19 protein-coding genes and 1 tRNA gene are annotated in these 15,062 nt (G+C 60.0%); 19 read left to right on the plus strand and 1 reads right to left on the minus strand.

Annotation, left to right across the window (positions count from 1 at the left end):
• Positions 1-479 precede the first annotated feature (479 nt).
• Positions 480-779: a hypothetical protein gene (locus AYX22_RS01500; protein WP_207595786.1), complete on the minus strand. Its 300-nt coding sequence runs from the start codon at positions 777-779 to the stop codon at positions 480-482.
• Between the two features lie 141 nt (positions 780-920).
• Between AYX22_RS01500 and AYX22_RS01505 the strand changes: the two genes are divergently transcribed.
• The 19 genes from AYX22_RS01505 to AYX22_RS01595 all read left to right on the plus strand — a co-directional run bounded on the left by AYX22_RS01505 (position 921) and on the right by AYX22_RS01595 (position 14,853).
• The gene (locus AYX22_RS01505) at positions 921-1,115 is read left to right on the plus strand and encodes a hypothetical protein (protein ID WP_207595787.1); all 195 of its coding nucleotides are present in this window, start codon (positions 921-923) and stop codon (positions 1,113-1,115) included.
• Between the two features lie 57 nt (positions 1,116-1,172).
• A tRNA-OTHER gene (locus AYX22_RS01510) sits at positions 1,173-1,245 on the plus strand.
• A 320-nt stretch (positions 1,246-1,565) separates the two neighbouring features.
• On the plus strand, positions 1,566-1,892 hold the full coding sequence (locus tag AYX22_RS01515; RefSeq protein ID WP_207595788.1) for a hypothetical protein: 327 nt from the start codon (positions 1,566-1,568) through the stop codon (positions 1,890-1,892).
• Positions 1,893-1,917: 25 nt separating this feature from the next.
• Positions 1,918-2,211, plus strand: coding sequence for a hypothetical protein (locus AYX22_RS01520; protein WP_207595789.1), 294 nt, complete (start codon positions 1,918-1,920; stop codon positions 2,209-2,211).
• 133 nt (positions 2,212-2,344) lie between these two features.
• A complete protein-coding gene (locus tag AYX22_RS01525; protein ID WP_207595790.1) occupies positions 2,345-2,680 on the plus strand; it encodes a hypothetical protein in 336 nt (111 codons plus the stop codon).
• Between the two features lie 124 nt (positions 2,681-2,804).
• Entirely contained in the window at positions 2,805-4,241 is a 1,437-nt protein-coding gene (locus tag AYX22_RS01530) for a terminase large subunit (protein WP_207595791.1), read from the plus strand.
• Positions 4,219-5,790, plus strand: a complete 1,572-nt coding sequence (locus AYX22_RS01535) for a phage portal protein (RefSeq protein WP_207595792.1) — start codon at positions 4,219-4,221, stop codon at positions 5,788-5,790. Before AYX22_RS01530 ends, AYX22_RS01535 begins: the two co-directional genes overlap by 23 nt.
• A 2-nt stretch (positions 5,791-5,792) precedes the next feature.
• Complete coding sequence (locus AYX22_RS01540) at positions 5,793-6,587, plus strand: HK97 family phage prohead protease (protein ID WP_207595793.1); 795 nt, start codon at positions 5,793-5,795, stop codon at positions 6,585-6,587.
• Positions 6,588-6,597: 10 nt separating this feature from the next.
• Positions 6,598-7,806 (plus strand): phage major capsid protein, encoded by a 1,209-nt coding sequence (locus tag AYX22_RS01545; protein ID WP_207595794.1) that lies wholly within the window; start codon positions 6,598-6,600, stop codon positions 7,804-7,806.
• A 59-nt stretch (positions 7,807-7,865) separates the two neighbouring features.
• Complete coding sequence (locus AYX22_RS01550) at positions 7,866-8,132, plus strand: hypothetical protein (protein ID WP_207595795.1); 267 nt, start codon at positions 7,866-7,868, stop codon at positions 8,130-8,132.
• 24 nt (positions 8,133-8,156) lie between these two features.
• Positions 8,157-8,681, plus strand: coding sequence for a hypothetical protein (locus tag AYX22_RS01555; protein WP_207595796.1), 525 nt, complete (start codon positions 8,157-8,159; stop codon positions 8,679-8,681).
• Positions 8,682-8,775: 94 nt separating this feature from the next.
• The gene (locus AYX22_RS01560; RefSeq protein ID WP_207595797.1) at positions 8,776-9,018 is read left to right on the plus strand and encodes a hypothetical protein; all 243 of its coding nucleotides are present in this window, start codon (positions 8,776-8,778) and stop codon (positions 9,016-9,018) included.
• 89 nt (positions 9,019-9,107) lie between these two features.
• Entirely contained in the window at positions 9,108-9,320 is a 213-nt protein-coding gene (locus AYX22_RS01565; protein ID WP_207595798.1) for a hypothetical protein, read from the plus strand.
• Complete coding sequence (locus AYX22_RS01570; RefSeq protein ID WP_207595799.1) at positions 9,313-9,717, plus strand: hypothetical protein; 405 nt, start codon at positions 9,313-9,315, stop codon at positions 9,715-9,717. The genes AYX22_RS01565 and AYX22_RS01570 overlap by 8 nt, the downstream gene beginning before the upstream one ends.
• 52 nt (positions 9,718-9,769) lie before the next feature.
• A complete protein-coding gene (locus AYX22_RS01575) occupies positions 9,770-10,438 on the plus strand; it encodes a hypothetical protein (RefSeq protein WP_207595800.1) in 669 nt (222 codons plus the stop codon).
• Between the two features lie 95 nt (positions 10,439-10,533).
• Positions 10,534-10,701 carry a hypothetical protein gene (locus AYX22_RS01580; RefSeq protein WP_207595801.1) on the plus strand — a complete coding sequence of 56 codons (168 nt, stop codon included), beginning with the start codon at positions 10,534-10,536 and terminating at the stop codon, positions 10,699-10,701.
• Between the two features lie 30 nt (positions 10,702-10,731).
• Complete coding sequence (locus tag AYX22_RS01585; protein ID WP_207595802.1) at positions 10,732-11,091, plus strand: hypothetical protein; 360 nt, start codon at positions 10,732-10,734, stop codon at positions 11,089-11,091.
• Between the two features lie 86 nt (positions 11,092-11,177).
• The gene (locus AYX22_RS01590) at positions 11,178-11,531 is read left to right on the plus strand and encodes a hypothetical protein (RefSeq protein WP_207595803.1); all 354 of its coding nucleotides are present in this window, start codon (positions 11,178-11,180) and stop codon (positions 11,529-11,531) included.
• A 19-nt stretch (positions 11,532-11,550) separates the two neighbouring features.
• Positions 11,551-14,853, plus strand: coding sequence for a peptidoglycan DD-metalloendopeptidase family protein (locus tag AYX22_RS01595; RefSeq protein WP_207595804.1), 3,303 nt, complete (start codon positions 11,551-11,553; stop codon positions 14,851-14,853).
• Positions 14,854-15,062: the final 209 nt, after the last annotated feature.

Raw genomic sequence — 15,062 nt, forward strand, 5'->3', positions numbered from 1 at the left:
GTGATGCCCTTTGACCGGGCGGCCGGCGCACGAGCGCCCCAGGTTCCAGACGACCCAGGTCCCATCCATGCGGTCAGGCCGGTAGCTAGAGAGCTGAGCCTACGGGAACCATGTTTCCTAGAAGAGACCTACATGTACCGTGCAGCGCTCTGTGGCGCCAAAGTCAAAGTCATCATGCCCAACTCGTTCAAGTCTGAAGAAGAAGGAGTCTGCCGGGACTGTGTCAATGAGGCGCGCAAACCGCAGCGAACGACTCTCATGCGTCCAGGAGGTGGCATTTCCAACATTTTCGGCGATAAATGGAACCCAGCACGGTGGCGCAGGATCAGCCGCCGAGTGAAGTGATCACACGCTTGTAAGTAGCGGACTAATTTAATACACTGGTTCCACAGCCCACAGCTGTAACCAAAACCTCAGAGAAGCCCCGGATGCCCCTGCTCCGGGGCTTCTCTGCATTGCTGGAAGGAAGGGGCCGCTTTCTACGTGAATACGGGTTTGACGTTGTCCCCGTCCACAAAGAAGACAGTTTGGTCCGCCGGCAGTTCGGCCTTGATTCCAGATATTCTCACGACCACGCTCTTTACTTGGCCTTCTCCGGAATCGGCCGTCATCTTGAATGACTCCAATCGCCCAATGACCTTGAGGTCGCTTCTTGGCTTTGCTGTCAGGACCCTAAGGCCTAGGTGTTTGGACTGAAGCTCCCTTGCTCGGGCAACTTGCGTGTATTCGTCTATCCGGAAGTACGAGCTGTCTACTTCCTCGACGTTCTGTTCTGACACTGGGCGTTCCTTTCATAGTGCAATCCTGACGACTGAGCTTATCGAGCGTCAGCCAACACGCGCCGGGTCCCACACGTCAGGCTCGATCCGACTGACTCTTGTTTCGTAATTGTTTTCAGGACGCGAAAGAGGAACAAGGACATGGCAGTGGACAGGTTCGCAGCGGTACGCGTGAAGGCAACCGGCGAGGTTGGGCGAATCTCCGAGAAGAGCGGCGCAACATTCTTCATGCGCACCCATCTTGAGTACAACGTCACATCAGTCTGGGTCTTCTTCGAGGAGACTGGAGAGTTTCGCGTCTACCGCAAAGATTCTCTCGAGTACCTGACTGAGTAAGAACGCCGCAGTCCAGCGCACGGACACCGCCGCTCGTCGTGACGACGCCGGCACAACGGGAGTAGAAGAGGCAAGGTGCCAGCGCTGACTGTAAATCAGTGCACGGTTGGTTCGATTCCAACTGCTCCCACTGATCGAAACGCATGCCGACCAACAACAGAAAACGCGGCCTAGCAAAGTGGATCACCACCTCTCCTGCATGGAGGCTGTCCCAGGTTGCCGCTGGGGAAAACCCATCTACGGATGACGGACATTAGCCAAGGTTGCGAAATGACGCCGGAGGGTCAGCCTAAGAACGAGGCGTCGGTACACGCCTACTCCATGCAGGAGACCAACACTTGACCGTCCAACGGTCCGGCCCGGCGCCGATCCCGGGAGACGAGACGGCAACGCTGGGCGGCGGTTCGGTGCACCTGCCGCCGTCTGGCACCAACGCCCTAGGAGATCATCGTGAAGCTCGAACTCATCCAAGCACTTGGCCATGCAGCCGAAGGGCGAACCGTTGGATGGATCGGCGACCGCTGGAACGAGATCAGCGACCACTTCCTCCTAGCCCGCAAAGCATGTGAAGATATCCCACGCGTAACCATCTGCAAAGCAAACGGACGGGAAGAGATCATCTTCCCTGTGGGTGGCCGCATCATCTTCCTTGACCCGCAGCGCGTCAGAGGCTACTCCTTGGACCGCGCATACGTGCCTGTCCTCGCAAGCGAGAACCTTCTCAGCGCTGTCCAGCCAGCACTGGACACAACCGGCGGCCCGGTCATCGCGTACTGATGTGGCCAGTAGTTGGAGGTAAGTGATGGGTGATGGTCAAACCTCACGCCGCTACCGCAAACAACGCCTCGAATTCCGTGGACAAGGGCAAGACAACAACGAACCATGCTGGCTCTGCGGCATGGACATCGACTACACCCTCGCATGGCCCGACGAGCAAGCATGGGAACTCGACCACCTCTACCCACGCAGCACACACCCGCAACACGCAGAAGACCCCGCAAACTTCCGCCACAGCCACAAACTCTGCAACAATCGCAGATCAAACCGCATGCCAGACGCCGACCTCGGTGAACCCAGTGAGCAATGGTTCACATGAGGGGTAGGGGCGGTCAAATCACCGGCACCCCCATCCCCCGGACAGGTCCTCGCCGCTCCTGTCCTCTCCCCCCGTTCTTCTGAGAGGGGGGTCGCGCACGCGTGCGCGTGTAGCAGGCCCTTGAGGAGGCAGCGTGAGCGTCTATGAGGCTACTGAGAGGTCCGTGGCGCAGGCCATCACTTCTGGGGCCTTAGACGAGAATCTGAGCGCTGGTCCTGTGGCTGCTGTTCTTGCTTTGGCTCGGAAGATTGATGGCTGGGATGCCGTGGTTGAAGCAGCGATGGAGGATCGGGAGGACGGCGCTAAGTTGCCGATCCCGTTGCATGACAACACGTCGATCCCTACGTATCTGAGGTATTGCGAGGCGCTGCAGTTGACGCCTTCCAAGATGCCGGCAAAGGCAGCGGCGGAGGTTGACCCGATTGATGAGCTCAAGGCGAAGCGAGGCAAGCGCGCCCAGGCTGGGTAAGACTGAGCCGAGGTTATGGACTCAGCCGTTGCGTGAGTTGACGCCCGAGACTTCTCTGGGGTTTGAGGCTATTGAGTCTGCCCGGATTGCTGGCCGGCGTTTGCATCCTTGGCAAGAGTGGTTTTTGATCCATTCGCTTGAGCTGGCCCTTGGTTCTTTCTCAACGGATGCCTTCCCGGTGCTGCGGTTCAAGACGGTCTTGCTGTTGGTGAGCCGCCAGAACGGCAAGAGCTTCATCATGTCCACGCGTCTGCTGTGGCGGATGATGATGTGGGATGGCCCTGAGGCTGAGCCTGCTTTGATCCTTGGCGCCGCTCACAAGTTGAACGCCGCTGAAGAGATCCTGGATCTTTCCGCGAAGGCACTGCAGCGTTCCGCCGGCCGGAAGTACATCGCCCATAAGTCAAACGTGAACGGCAACAAATACCTTGAACTGACTAACGGGACACGTTACAAGTGCGAAGCGGCTTCCGATGACGGCGGCCGTGGCCTGTCAGTTACGGACCTCGCCTTTGATGAGCTCCGACAGCAGCGTGATTGGGAATCTTGGTCCGCGCTGACGAACACAACGAACGCCCGCTTCTCCTCTCAGATCATTGCGGTTTCGAATGCCGGAACATCGAAGTCTGATGTGCTGCGCGGTCTCCGCAAGCAGGGTCTTGACCGTATCGCGGACTGGGAAAAGTACGTTGAGTCTGGGATCTCCTCCATTGAGGAGTTCGCAAATTCGCACGATACGACGATGGGCCTTTTTGAGTGGTCCGCTCCTGATGATTGCGATATCTGGGACCGTGATGGGTGGGCCCAGGCTAACCCGTCCATGGGTTACGAGGATGAGAACGGCATTGCCTACGTTACTGAGGCGATGCTTGCGTCTAAGGCTGCTCTCGTTGGTGTCGGTACGGCTGAGGGTGTGCCTGAGCATGTTTTCCGTACTGAGAACTTGTGCCAGTGGGTTGCGCTTGCTGCTGAGGGTCCGTTTGGCCCTGGAGTGTTTGAGGCCTGTGTTGATCCGGAGTCGCGGATCGCGAAGGACTCCCCACGGGTCTTGACGATCGACACTTCCCATAACCGGGCGTACACGTATCTGGCTGTTGCTGGTTGGCGTGAAGATGGGTTGCCTCACTGCGAGGTCATCATGAAGAGGCCCGGCACTGAATGGGTTGTGGATGCGGTCAAGAACAAGCTGGCGTTCACTCCTGACGCCGTGATCGTTCAGGGACGTGGTGCTCCTGCCTCATCCCTGATCGAGTTCCTTCGCCTCGCTGACATCGAAGTGACTGAATGCCAGGGCAACGACCTTGGCAGCGCTCACGGCCAGTTCAACGACCGTGTTGTGGGTAAGTCCATTCGCTTCCGCGACCAGGGCACGTTGACGCTGGCGGCCGCTGACGCGGTCAAGAAACCTTTGCAGGAAGTCTGGGTGTGGAACCGGGCTAAGTCTCCCGTGGATGTCGCACCTTTGTGCGCTGTGACGTTCGCGCTGTGGGGCTTGGAGATGTTCAAAAACGGTGCTGTCACTCAGACGGCCTACGGCGATGATTACGAGAAATGGTGGTGAGTACGTGGGATTCCTGAACTCCATCACCAGAGCCATCCTTGGCGGCTATCCGTCTAAGCAGACGTTCCGCATTGATTCCGAGCACACTGGAACTTTTCTGTTGCACGGTAATGGTGACGCGAACAGCGTGGAGGGCATGAGCCCCGCGGCGATGTGGGCTTCCCAACCGCATCTCCGGACGGTGATTGACTTCCGCGCCCGAAACTGCGCGCAGCTTGGCCTCCACATGTTCAAAGCTGAGGGTGAGCAAAACGTCAGGGTGCGCGGTTCTGTGGCGCACGGGGTTCTGAAGAAACCCAACACGCACATGACCGGCCCGGAGCTCGTCTATGACTTGGTTGCCACCAGCTCTCTGCACGATGTGGCCTACTGGCTCATTTTGCCGCGGACTGACGGTGCTGCCGGCAAGCAAATCCAGCCCGTCCCGCCCGACTGGGTAACTCCCGGGGATCCGGTTGAGTTCGAGATCCGCGAATGGACAGTGTCGCCGCCGTTCACTGACAAGTACATCAAGGTCCAGGCCGATCAGATGGTTGTCTTCCCTGGATGGAATGCTTTGTCTCCGTTCACGGCTTCCTCGCCTGTAGAGACGCTGCGCTTGATCCTAGAAGAGCAGCACCACGCCCGCGTCCACCGCAAGCAGTTGTGGAAGCGTAACGGCCGGGTGGGGACGTACATTTCCCGCCCAAAGGATGCCCCGTCTTGGGACGGGACTGCACGCAAGCGCTTCAGTGAGATGTTCGAGGCGTTCACCGGTGACAAGGGTGAACGTGCCGGCGGTTCTCCGCTCATGGAAGACGGCATGGAGCTCAAGCGTGTCGGCTTCGCGTCCGCTGATGAGCAGTGGTCCGATTCGGTCAAGCTCTCGCTCGAAACCGTGGCGCAGGTCTACCAGGTAAACCCGACGATGGTCGGTGTTCTGGACTCAGCCAACTACTCGAATGTGCGGGAGTTCAACAAGAGCCTTTACACGAACACTCTTGGCCCGATCCTGCGTCTCATTGAGGCCAGGCTGAACGCGTTTGTTCTGCCGCTTATCGGTGCTGCTGAGGGCGAGTTTGTGGAGTTCAACGTTGAGGAGAAGCTGCGCGGTTCCTTCGAGGAGCAGGCGGCCATCATGTCGGCTTCCGTGGGTGGACCGTGGATGACTCGCAACGAGGCCCGCAGGATCCGCAACTTGGCTCCGATTGATGGTGGTGACGAGATCATCACGCCGCTGAACGTCCTTGTGGGCGGGCAACCTTCGCCGCAGGACGGTGGCGAGCCTGTTGTTGAGGCTGAACCGAAGGTAATTGCCGAGGTGTGGCGAAAGACGCTCATACGTCAGCAAGCAGTGGTCCCTGGCAAGGGCTGGGAAACCGAGCGGTGGGACCGGGAACTGACGGCGGACCTGACCGCGGCAGGAGTTCCTGACGCCGAGAAATTGGCATCCCACCTCAACGCCAAAGTAAACGCCATCTGGCATGACGAGGGCGTGACTCCCATGGAGCTCGTTGCGCGACTCGACCAAGGAATCATAAAGCCCGATCTTGAAGGCATTGAGGAGTAACCGTGAAGCTGAAAACCAGCCCCGTGACCATCAAGGCCGCCGGCGTCGATGACGGTCTGGAAGAGGGGCAGTTCACCGGGTACGCCTCAGTGTTCGGCAACAAGGACTCTTACGGCGACGTCGTCATGAAGGGCGCCTTCACTGAGTCCCTGGCCGCGTATGGCGAGAAGGGCGCCGGCGTTCCGGCGTACTGGTCTCACCAGATGCAGGACCCGGACATGAACATCGGCAAGACTGTCGAAGCCTACGAGGACGATCACGGGTTGTTCGTGAAGGTCCAGCTTGATCTTGAGACTGCCAAGGGCCAGCAGGTCCACCGGCTGATCAAGGACGGCCGCGTGTCGCAGATGTCCTTCGCCTATGACGTGCTCGAGGGCGCGTGGGTTGATGAGAAAGACGCTGACGGGAACTACAAGGGCCACTATGAGCTCCGCAAAATGAAGCTCCACGAGGTGTCCGTTGTCCCTGTGGGCGCGAACCAAGAAACCGAACTGCTGGCCGTCAAGGGCGGGGCAGTCGAAATCTCAGGTACAGGGAATGACCTGCACCTGAGTCTGAAGCTTGGCCGTGCAATATCGGCCAAAACGGAGTCCAAGATCGTCGCGGCGCGGGATGCGTTGAACGAGATTTTGGAGTCCACCAAAGAGTCTGACGAATCGGAAGTCAGCGACGAGGAACCGAAGAGCGGCAAGCCTGAGGAGCCGGAAACGGTCAAGGGTGAGGACCGCACGGAGGTCAAGGCGCGTAACGGCAACCCTGACGTAGCACTCGCAAACCTTTCACTACTCGACATCTAAAGGAGATGCCATGAATTTGAAAGCACAGCGCGAGACTGCGGCTAAAGCTGCACGCGCAATCGCTGAAGGCGCGAAGGCCGCAGAGCGCGACCTGACCGCCGACGAGGTCACCAAGATCAACGGTCTGGTTGAAGAGGTCAAGGGCCTTGATATCCAGATCAAGGCTGCCGAGGACGCTTCGGCGCTGCTGGACACCATCGGCACGGGCCCGGAGGTCAAGCAGACCCCCGCGCAGCCTTCCGCCGCGAAGTCGCTGGGTGAGCACGCAGTTAAGGGCTTCGGCGAACAGCTCGCCAAGGTCAAGGGCAGCTCCGAGCGCTTCTCGTTCGGCACGTCCGAATACAAGGCAGCAACGGACTCCCACGCCCGCGCTGACGGCGGCGCACTGCACGCACAGATCGATGAGACTGTTGTGCAGGGCTTCCGCGAACGCCCGACCGTGGCTTCCTGGCTGGGCAGTGGAACGCTGACCGCCGCGTCCATCACGTACTACGTGGAGGCGCTGAAGGAAGGCGCGTTCTCGGCCGTCGCTGAGGGCGGGCTCAAGCCGCAGCTCCACTACACCTACGACCAGGTAAACGACGCGCTCACCAAGATCGCCGGCCGCGTCAAGATCAATGACGAAATGGCGGAAGACCTGCCGTTCCTCGTTTCCGAGATCAACGGGCGCCTGCTCTACGACCTCGTCATGTTCGAGGAAGCTCAGCTCCTCAACGGCAACGGCACCGCTCCGCAGCTCCGCGGCCTCCTGAACCGCTCCGGCGTCCAGGTGGAGGCGTCCACCGCTGCTGCTGACAACGCTGACGCCGTTTTCCGCGGTATCACCAAGGTCCAGACGGCCACCGGCCTGACGGTAGATGGCATGGTCATCAACCCGCTGGACTACCAGAAGTTCCGTCTGTCCAAGGACGCCAACGGCCAGTACTTCGGCGGCGGTATCTTCACCGGCCAGTACGGCAACGGTGGCATCCCGCAGCAGCCCGGGCTCTGGGGCCAGAACACCATCGTTACCTCGGCAATCGCCGCGGGCACGGTTCTGGTTGGTGCCGGCAAGCAGGCCGCGACCGTTTACCGCAAGGGTGGTGTGCGTGTTGAAGCGACGAACTCCAACGAGGACGACTTCAACTACAACCGGATCTCCATCCGGGCAGAAGAGCGCATCGCTCTGGCCGTCCGTAAGCCTTCCGCTTTCGTGAAGGTCACCCTTTCCAACCTGTAGGCACCGCCGATGGTGGCGCGTGATGAACGCGCCACCATCGCTTTCCCTGAGGAGGGGACATGGAAGTTTACGAAGTACTGATCAACGGCATTCCGCACACTGTCCAGCTGGACAAGGCACCTGAGGACGCCAAGCCGGGCGCCGCTGGCACGGAGGACCCGAAAAAGTCCGAAGAAGCTGCTAAGGCAAAGGAAGAGGCTGAAGCTAAGGCGGCAGCGGAAGCCGAAGCGTCCGCCAAGAAGGAAGCCGAAGAAGCTGCTAAGGCTGCCCAGGCCGAGAAGGCCAAGCCCCCGGCCAACAAAGCAGCCACCCCAGCTGCGAAGTAAGCACCACCTAGGAAGGGAGCTGCCATGACAATGCCACCTATCGTGGAACTGACTGACGGTTCCCTTCCTAGGGACCCTCAGTTCTGGCTGGATGCGGCCACAGCCCAAGTCCGGCGTTACTGCGAGTGGCACATCACCCCAGAAGTCCAAGAGGAACTGATCCTTGATGGATCGGGCACGCGGTCACTCCTGATCCCGTCCGGGCATGTCAAGAGTCTCGTCTCCTGCACCGATCAAGGGGTTGATGTTCTGGCTGATGTTGATGTCTCCGAAAAGGGGGTGCTGACGCGCAGGTCCGGATGCTGGTCTAGGCGGAACGGTAGCGTTCGCGTCACTGTTCTCCATGGCTTTGAGTCAGCGCCCGATGTGGCGGGCGTCATCGCCGAGGTAGCTGCACGGGCCGCGACCTCGCCGGGGAACGTCGTGCGGCAGAACACCGGCCCCATGGGCGTCGGGTACGCAACAGTGGGCGGGGCTCCTATCAGCCTGCCGCTGCTGCAGTCCGAAAAGGACATCCTCGCGCCGTACAAACTCGTTTGGGGGCCATGACATGGGAATTGTGAGTAGCTTCCCAAGGCCCTGGCTGACAAACGTTACCGTGCTCCGCGGTGGCGGGCGTGATCCCAAGGGCAACCCTTTGCCGGTGACTGAGATTCCTGTGGCTGACTGCATCATCGCGGCCCGTGCGACGTCAGAACCGACTGACAGGGCGGACCTGATAGCGAGCACAGCGGTCCTGTACCGCGACCCCGACCCAAGCTTCTCGTTCCTCCCGAAGGATCGCGTGCGCGTCCCTGCTGGTGCGCTGATGGCTGGTGAGTGGTCTGTTGATGGCTTGCCGGGTGAGTGGCCGCTGGGTGTTGAGGTTGGGTTGGTGAGGCCCTGATGGCGTTGCGGAAGCTCAGAGGTTCTAAGGGCTATTCGGCTGATGATGAGGGGCTGAGGGAACTTGGCTCCTCGCCCAAGGTTGCGGCCGTGACGTTGGACGCTGCTAAGCGCCTGGCCGGCAATGCTGAGGCTGTTGGCCGCGGAACGTATGAGGCAGCGCCGGCGACTGTTACGGCGGGTTGGAAGAACGAACGTCGTGCGGGTGCCGTGGTTCGGGAGGTTGATCCGGATTACAGGGATGCGCGTGATTCGATTCTGCTCCGTGTGATGGCGTCCATGAGGGCGGTGCCCGGTGATTGATGGTCTTGTCTTCCCTGATGTCCGGGAGTGCCTGACTGATCTTGTTGACGGAACGGAACACCTGGACCAAACGGTCCGGATGGTCTGGCACCTGCAGGCCGACAACTACGGCACTCTTGAGGGCCCTTTCCCGGTCGTGCTGGTGTTTACGAACGGCGGTACTCAAGGTTTCATTGACCGCGTGGACCGGGTGACGCTGGAATGCTACGCGCCAGGAACGCAGGCAGTGAACACTCTGGAATCAATCTTGGCTTTCATTTGTGGCACGGACATTGAGACATCTCACGGCTACCTGGACAGCATCAGCATTGATTCGGTGCCGGAGGATGTCCCTTACGCCTCGGACACGCTGAACAAAGCTACAGCCTCGCTGCTGGCGACTTCCCGCCCTCTCTAAACCCCTACTGGGGACAAACAATTCACATTGCCCTTGAAAGGGGTTCATTGCCATGCCAACTTTTGACACGATCCGCCAGGAAGCTGATGACCGGACTCTGATTCGTAAGATTCAGAAGGCCATCATCATGCTCCGGGTGTCCACCGAGGCCCTGCCCACGACTCTGTTCGCTGCAGGCGGGGGCCTCATCGATTTCAAGGCTGAAGGGTGGCTCCCGGTTGGGATGATCACTCCTGACGGCATCGAGTACGGCCGGGACATCACCGAAGAGGACGTGATGGCGCTCGGTTACAGCAGTGCTCAGCGCACGGACGTTACTGAGGTTGCCCGGTCTGTGACATTCACGGCGCTTGAGAACGGCCGCAAGCACATGTTGGAGCTGTCTTACGGCACTGATTTGACGGCCAGCACCCAGAACCAGACGACGGGCGAAGTTGTCTTCGATGAGCCTGAGATGCCGATCAACAAGGAGTATCAGCTCCTTGTGCTAGGTGCTGACGGGCCCGCTGACAACCAGTGGCTCTTGGGCCGCGCTTATGGCGCCGTGAAGCTTTCGAGCACGGACTCCCAGAAGTGGGCTTCCTCGGATCCGCTGACCACGCCGATCACCATGAAGGTGCTCACGGATGCCGAGACTGGTGTTCCGCTGCGTCACTTCATGGGCGGCACGGGTGCGCTGAAGGCCAAGGCAACTCTGGGCTTCACCGCGGCTACCCCGTAGCCCTTTAGACCGCGGGCCGTGCCACTTTTCCGGGTGGTGGTGGCGCGGCCCGCTTCAAACCTTCCAACCACCTGACAAAGCCCAAGGGAGGCATCATGCCCCGCTTCACCAAAGAATCTGATGGCCGCACCATTGCGGTCGAAACATCCATTCCCCTCGAAGCTGCTGAACTCCGCGCCGGCGGGTTCACTGAGCAAAAAGCCAAGACGGCCGCCGTGAAGGAATCCGACGCTGCGAAGCCTGCAACCACGCCCAGTAAGTAAACCAAACCACCACCACCCGGAGGTACCACCATGGCTGCAAAACACAACGACAAGCCGCTTGGCAACATCAAGCGCGTCACTATCAGTGACGAACTCAACCAAGACCCGGCGCAGTACCCGCTGGCGAACGGCAAGCTGGTCACGTTCCCGGACATCTTCGACATGCCCACGGAAGTTGCCGAGGAATTCCTGGACCAAATGAACCAGGCCGCCCGTGACGGCAAGATTTCCCCCGTTTTGAAAAAATGGCTGTCCCCGGAGGACTACAAGGCCCTTGACGCCGAGTATCCGACCCTGCGGAAGATTAAGCCCGTGTTCTACGCCGTCATGAACTACTACCAAGGCGTGTGGGGCGACCAGGGGGAAGATACCGCCTCCGCGGGCTCCTAGAACGGTACCGCCCGCAGATCCGCGCCGACCTCGCACATGAGTACCCGGGCGTTGATTTGGCGGAATGGTATCGCGCTGGCCGGTGGGTGGCATTGCTTGAGTTAATCGACATGCTGCCCGCCGCTAGCAGGCTCAACGAGGCGATATCGAATGACCCTGAAGCAGCAAAGGCGATTGCCACCGCGCATCAGGGCCGTGAGAGCGAACCGTGGGCGCCGCGCACCTCGGAATGGGACCTGCACGCAACCATGTTGGGCGACATCGCGACGAAGCTTGACCGGATTGGCGCGATCCTCATCAAGGTCAACGGCGGCAACCCGGGCGATGTGAAGCCTTTCCCCACCCCCAAGACAGAGATTCAGGCGGCCATGAAGGCTGCCGAGCATGAATGGGCTGTGCAGTTCGCCAGTCAGTTTGGTTTCTCTGCGGAGGACCTGTGACAACTCAACAGGAGGCCCCATGCCCGTCATTGGCCGCGCTCAGGTTCTTGTAGAACCGACGTTCAAGGGCACCCAGGCGCAAGTTGCCAAGGTCATGGATGGGGTGGGCGTCTCCGCCGGCAGGTCTGCCGGAGTCAACATGGGCAAGGGGATGTCCAGCGGATTCGCTGAAGGCGTTGCCAAACTCAAGTCCGAGGTCGCTGAGGCGAACAAGGTCATAACCCGCTCTCAGGCGCAGATTACTGCAGCCCAGGCGAAGATTGCTGCCTCAACAGAGGCAGAAGCGAAAGCTCTTGGCGCGGTTCGAGTGGCAGAACTCAAGCTCCAAGAGGTCCGGAACAACTCCAAAGCCAAGGCCTCGCAACTGGCGGCCGCCGAGGAAGCGCTGGAAACTGCGCGCCGCAAAGCCGCCGCAGCTACCAACACTCGCAAGACCGCTGAGGACAACCTCACGAAGTCCACCACTGACCTTAAGAACGCCCAGGATAAGTCGGCCGCTTCTTCCTCCGAACTGGAGAAGAAGATCAAGGACGTCGGGGACCAGTCCGCGGAGTCTGAGAAGAAGGTAAGCAAGCTCGGGGGCGCAGTCAGTAAAGGCCTGAAGTGGGGGGCTATCGCTGTTGGGACGGCTGCAGTTGCCGGGCTTGGCGTGGCGCTGACTAAGGGATTCGACCGGCTGCAGTCCATCGAGAACGCGAAAGCGAAGCTTCTCGGGCTGGGCCATGACGTTGAGTCTGTCACCAGCATCATGAACGACGCAATGTCCGCTGTGAAGGGTACAGCATTCGGGCTGGATGAGGCTGCCTCGGTGGCTGCTGGTGCTGTCGCCTCTGGCGTGCAGCCTGGCAAGGATCTTGAGCGCACTCTCCGCCTGACTGGTGACGCCGCAACCATTGCCGGTGTCGGCATGGATGAGATGGGGGCGATCTTCAACAAGGTTGCTGCATCAAACAAGATTCAGGGTGACGTGATCGCCCAGCTGCAAGACGCTGGTATCCCCATCGTGCAGCTCATGGGCAAGGAACTAGGTACCACGGCAGACGAAACTCTCAGGCTGGCATCCGAAGGCAAGATCAACTTTGAGACCTTCCAGAAGGCCATGGAGAACGGTCTTGGCGGGGCAGCTTTGAAGTCCGGCGACACGCTACAAGGCGCCTTCAAGAACACGATGGCTGCTGTTGGCCGGATAGGCGCCAACCTTCTCTCTGGCGTGTATCCGAAGATCCGTGAATTCTTCGCAGGCGCCATCGAATGGCTGAAGCCTCTTGAAGAGGGAGCAAAAGTCGCTGGCGCCGCAATCGGTGATGGGCTGTCGTGGGCGCTGACCAAGGCGCAAGAGTTCGGCTCATACTTCCAGACCACTATCCTTCCTGTCCTGCAGGGGTTCGGTACCTGGGTGGTTCAGAACAAGGATTGGTTGGTAGCTCTCGGGGTTGCGTTGACAGCAGGAGTGGTGGCTTTCAGGGCATACCTGATTGTCAACTCTGTGGCGGCCGCACTGCAGGCGTTCAGCTTGGCGACCACGATTGCGACTGCGAAAACATGGTTGTTCTCGACTGCTTTGTTCGCTAACCCAATCGGCCTCGTCATTGCTGCCATCGCCGCTCTGGTTGCGGGACTTATCTGGTTCTTCACGCAGACGGAGCTTGGACAGCAGATTGTCCAGAACGTGTGGGGTGCCATCCAGTCGTTCATCGGCGGGACTGTGACGTGGTTCCAGACTTATGTACTGCCGACTATCCAGGCTATCTTCGCTGGCGTCGGAGCCGTCTTCTCGTGGCTGTACACGAACATCATCCAGCCTGTCTTCGCCCAGATTTCATGGGCAGCTCAGGCCGCTTGGACGATCCTGGATTACGTCTTCCAGATTATCGGCGCGGTCATCACGAAAGTCGTCGGCCCTGCCTTCAACTGGCTGTGGACGTCCGTGATTCAGCCCGTTTTCGGGTTCATCGGGGCGCTCATCTCGGCGTGGTGGACCACTATCGTCAAGCCGATCTTTGACGCCGTTGTGTGGGTGATGAATAACGTGCTGGGGCCGGCGTTCTCGTGGTTATACGCGAACGTCATCAAACCTCAGTTTGAGGCTATCGGCGCGATCATCAAGTGGGTGTGGGACACGGTCATCAAGCCGGTGTTCGACTTCATTTCTGATGTGATCACGAAGACCATTCCGAAAGCGTTCGAGGATGGCGTGAATTTCATCAAAACGCACTGGGACAAAATCCAGGACATCGCCAAAGCCCCTGTGAAATTCGTTGTGGACACGGTCATCAATGACGGTCTTATCAACGGTCTGAACGGCATCGGAGGGGCGCTTGGCCTCGACAAGTTGCCGCGGGTGGCGCTTCCTCCGGGATTCGCTGACGGCGGCTACACGGGCCCGGGCGGGAAGTTTCAGCCGGCAGGTATCGTGCACGCGGGCGAGGTTGTGTGGTCGCAGGATGACATCTCCCGCTGGGGTGGCGTCGGTGTCGTGGAAGCGCTCCGCCAAGCTAAGGGCTATGCCACCGGCGGCCTGGTGCATCCGCTGCCGGGGAGTGTGGTTTCGCAGCCGTTCCATGGCGGCCACAACGGCATGGACTTCGCAGCGGGGACTGGCACGCCTGTTCGTGCTGCTGGTCCCGGGCGGGTGTCTTCTGCTGGCTGGTCGTCGTATGGCGGCGGTAATGAGATCCACATCGATCACCCGAACGGGTTGCAGACGTGGTACGCGCACTTGTCGTCGTTCGCGGTGAAGCTGGGCCAGATGGTCACGGGCGGATCCAAGATCGGCGAGGTTGGTTCTACCGGAAATTCAACCGGCCCGCACTTGCACTACATGGTGCTGAACGGTGGGTGGCCGAACTACCGCAACCCTGCCGAGTACCTAGCTGGTGGCGGTGCGGGCGGCGATGGCGGGTTCAACCCCATCGCCGGAATCATTGACGGTCTTGTTGACCAGTTCAAGAAGGCCTTCCCCGCTGCGGGGATGTTCGCTGACCTGGCTATCGGGGCCGGTAAGAAGATCCTGACGGGTGCGGTTGATTTTGTCACCGGCAACGGCGGCAAAGACAGCATGGGCTCGACGGGGCTGCCGTACCTGCATGACAACGGCGGCATCCTCAACCCGGGGCTGTCGCAGATCATGAACGCCACCCGCAAGCCGGAGTACATCCTGAACGACCGGCAGTGGGATGCGGCATATCGGGCGTTGCAGCAAACGCAAGGGCCCGGGCGTGGGGATACGCACTTCCACGGAAATGTTGGTTGGGACCCGGATGAGGTCTCTTACCGTATCGAGGCAAGGCGCCAGGACACGTTCGCGGCGTTCGGCATTTAGGAGGCTCTTTTGGGTATCGCGTACGCAATTCCCTACATCCCGCCTCCGCCTCCTGTGTCACCGTGGCGTGGGTTCGAGCTGTCGTGGACGGGCTGGGATGGCAGTGAGTGGGAGCTGACCCGCCCGTCTTCGGGGTTGTTCTTGATGCCAGGGGTTCGGGGCCTTGGGTTGCCGCAGTTTGAGCGGCAGTCCAGCACCTCGCCCATGGT

The organism is Arthrobacter sp. D5-1, assembly GCF_017357425.1.
Classification (GTDB): Bacteria; Actinomycetota; Actinomycetes; order Actinomycetales; family Micrococcaceae; genus Arthrobacter.

Excerpts from the sequence above, each read along its gene's own strand:
- AYX22_RS01505 (WP_207595787.1), top strand. The coding sequence starts at position 921 with ATGGCAGTGGACAGGTTCGCAGCGGTACGCGTGAAGGCAACCGGCGAG.
- AYX22_RS01520 (WP_207595789.1), top strand. The coding sequence starts at position 1,918 with ATGGGTGATGGTCAAACCTCACGCCGCTACCGCAAACAACGCCTCGAA.
- AYX22_RS01535 (WP_207595792.1), top strand. The coding sequence starts at position 4,219 with ATGATTACGAGAAATGGTGGTGAGTACGTGGGATTCCTGAACTCCATC.
- AYX22_RS01545 (WP_207595794.1), top strand. The coding sequence starts at position 6,598 with ATGAATTTGAAAGCACAGCGCGAGACTGCGGCTAAAGCTGCACGCGCA.
- AYX22_RS01550 (WP_207595795.1), top strand. The coding sequence starts at position 7,866 with ATGGAAGTTTACGAAGTACTGATCAACGGCATTCCGCACACTGTCCAG.
- AYX22_RS01555 (WP_207595796.1), top strand. The coding sequence starts at position 8,157 with ATGACAATGCCACCTATCGTGGAACTGACTGACGGTTCCCTTCCTAGG.
- AYX22_RS01575 (WP_207595800.1), top strand. The coding sequence starts at position 9,770 with ATGCCAACTTTTGACACGATCCGCCAGGAAGCTGATGACCGGACTCTG.
- AYX22_RS01580 (WP_207595801.1), top strand. The coding sequence starts at position 10,534 with ATGCCCCGCTTCACCAAAGAATCTGATGGCCGCACCATTGCGGTCGAA.
- AYX22_RS01585 (WP_207595802.1), top strand. The coding sequence starts at position 10,732 with ATGGCTGCAAAACACAACGACAAGCCGCTTGGCAACATCAAGCGCGTC.
- AYX22_RS01595 (WP_207595804.1), top strand. The coding sequence starts at position 11,551 with ATGCCCGTCATTGGCCGCGCTCAGGTTCTTGTAGAACCGACGTTCAAG.